Below are 2,634 nucleotides of genomic sequence, written 5' to 3'. Positions count from 1 at the left end.
CTTTCAGTTCCGGGGATTTCTCTTTCATCGGTATCCTCCTGTGGTGGGTGGACACCATCATCCTCATTCAGCGACCCGTTTGATAGACGCCGGTAAATGACTGCATACCGAGGATTCGCGCGCTCGTTCGATACGTTTTTGGAAACAACGTCTCCGGCATCTCGTTGAGCCTGGCTGCGAGCTTCTGACTGGTGGATCGCCATGGAACCGGCACACGCGCCGATCGGGATTCCATCGGAGGCGCCCTGCCCGGTACTCAGGTCGTGTTGACAGCACACAGGGCTGCGCCTGCGAATATTCGCAAGCGAATGGAGGCTTAAGATCCCCTCGCTGCAGAAAATTGTCAGGTAATTCCCCTCCATGTCGCACGCCGGGAGGTATGCTCGAGTCTCGCCGTTCGCAGAAACTTCCAGGAATTTCAAGCACATGAGCCACCTCGCAACGTGTCCGCCGACGCGCAGGGCAACCTTGGCATGCTGATTGCTGGCGTTTAGCGCCGCTTGCAAAAACTGGCAGGTAGTCCCGGGTTGAATCTCGCCGTCCTCGGACTGAGGCCGAATCGGCTCCGGACAAATGAAGGGCAGCAACTGCGAAGCTGTTCCCCGGACGCGAGAGCTGGCGTCAGGCAGGAGGAAGACATTGAGCAAGACCCGAAACAGGAAGCCGGCCGACCCGGCAGCGGAATTCGTTCCCAGTCTGCAGGCCGCCGACATTCTCAAGCAACTGCATTTCAATCCGGCGGAGGGACTGATCTGGCTGGAGGGCCGGCGCATGGTTCTGCTGCACGCGGAATCGCTTGGTGCGTTGCGGCAGGAGTTCATCCTGAGCGTGGGGATGGAAGCGACGCGTGGCTTGTTCACGCGCTTCGGCTATTCCGCAGGGTGTCGCGATGCGGAACTCGCCTTGAAGATGCAGCCGCCCGGAACGTCCGTGGACAGACTGCTGATCAGCGGCGGGTACTTCCATGCCTTGCAAGGCATTGTCAGCCCGCCCACGGTGGTCTCGCAGAACCTCGATATCGAAAAAGGCATCTGCTTCATCGATTTCTACTGGAAGAACAGCTACGAGGACCAGCTGCACATCGAGGCGTTCGGCGTAGGGTTTTCGCCTGCATGCTGGATGGAGGTCGGCTATGCCTCCGGCTTCCTGAGTACCTGCGTGGGCCGCCGCATCCTGGTACGTGAAGTCGAGTGCCGCGCGATGGGATCGGACGTGTGCCGCTGCATTGCGCGTCCGGTGGAGGACTGGCCCGATGCAGAGCTGGATCTCGCGTACTTCGAGCCGCGGCCATTCCGGATGTCTGCACCGGAACAGCCGCAGCGTACCGAGGCTTCGACCGCTCCTGTGCGCCATGACACCACGACGAAGCGCAGCGAGCGACGTGGCGTGATTGGCGCTTCCGTCGCGTTCAACAACGTCATGCACAAGGTCCAGCGCGTCGCGCCGACCACGGCGACGGTGCTGCTGCTTGGGGAAAGCGGTGTCGGCAAGAGCGCCTTTGCGCGAGAAATCCAGCGCAAAAGCACGCGTTCGGACAAGCCCTTCCTCGAGCTCAACTGCGCGGCGATTCCCGAGCAGTTGATGGAAGCCGAACTATTCGGCGCAGAGCGCGGCGCCTATACAGGTGCGGGAGAAGCGCGACGCGGGCGGTTCCAGGTGGCCGACGGCGGCACGCTGTTCCTCGATGAAATCAGCAGCCTGCCGATGACGGCGCAGGGCAAGCTGCTGCGCGTGATCCAGACGGGCGAGTTCGAGCCGCTGGGCAGTACCGTCACGCGCCGCGTCGACGTGCGCATCATTGCCGCCGCCAATGAAAACCTCTGGGTTGCGGTTGGCGAAGGCCGCTTCCGTCAGGATCTTTATTACCGGCTGAACGTATTCCCGATCCAGATTCCGCCGCTGCGCGAACGCCGTGATGACATTCCGCTATTGCTCGAGCATCTGCTGCGCAAGTACAGCGAGCGCTACGGCCGGCGCATTCCCGGCGTCACGGCGCAGGCGCTCCAGATTCTTCTGAACTACCGCTGGCCCGGAAATGTGCGCGAGCTGGAGAACGTGATCGAACGCGGGGTGATTCTTGGTGAGGATGACCAGCCGCTTGGTTACCATCAGCTTGTCACCGTCGATAGCGAGATGGGCGCGCACGTTCCGATGGCCCCTAATGAGCAGGGGTTGCTCGCAGAGCGGCGCGACTTCCATCTGGAGTCTGTTTCGATGGAGGCTGCGCAGGAGACCGAAGCACTGACGCTGTGGGCCGAAGGCATCGTCGCGCGGTCTAATGTGTCGCTCACCGATGTCGAGAACACGCTGGTCAAGGCTGCGTTTCGGGCGGCGCAGGGGAACTTCACGCACGCTGCGGGGTTGCTGGGGATGACGCGGGCGCAGTTGGCGTATCGGGTTAAGAAGATGGAGGAGGAGGGGGGGGCTCGTTGAGGGTGGGTTTGTTTTGCTTGGCTGGCGCCGCTGGTTCTGCTGGCGTGGCCGACGAGGGGTTTGTGGTTGGGAATGGGGTTTCGTTCTTGGCTAGCGCCGCTGTTTCGCCGGCGTAGCCGGCGACCTACTCTTTTGTCCGAGCGACAAAAGAGTAGGCAGAAAAGCGCGTCGTTGCCGCTGGCCATCAATTCCACGGCGGCA

At 61.7% G+C, this 2,634-nt stretch carries 2 protein-coding genes; one reads left to right on the top strand and one right to left on the bottom strand.

The window, feature by feature from the left end; genetic code table 11:
- Positions 1 to 203 (bottom strand): hypothetical protein (locus KHO41_RS40840; protein WP_211958869.1); only part of this gene is annotated, 203 nt, incomplete at its 3' end.
- A gap of 436 nt (positions 204 to 639) precedes the next feature.
- Here KHO41_RS40840 and KHO41_RS40835 point away from each other — a divergent pair.
- Positions 640 to 2,433, top strand: a complete 1,794-nt coding sequence (locus KHO41_RS40835) for a sigma-54-dependent Fis family transcriptional regulator (protein WP_211958868.1) — start codon at positions 640 to 642, stop codon at positions 2,431 to 2,433.
- Positions 2,434 to 2,634 lie beyond the last annotated feature (201 nt).

Source organism: Cupriavidus numazuensis, assembly GCF_905397435.1.
GTDB lineage: Bacteria > Pseudomonadota > Gammaproteobacteria > Burkholderiales > Burkholderiaceae > Cupriavidus > Cupriavidus numazuensis.
The sequence above is the reverse complement of the archived record's forward strand: the minus strand, read 5'-3'. Positions and strand labels throughout refer to the sequence as shown.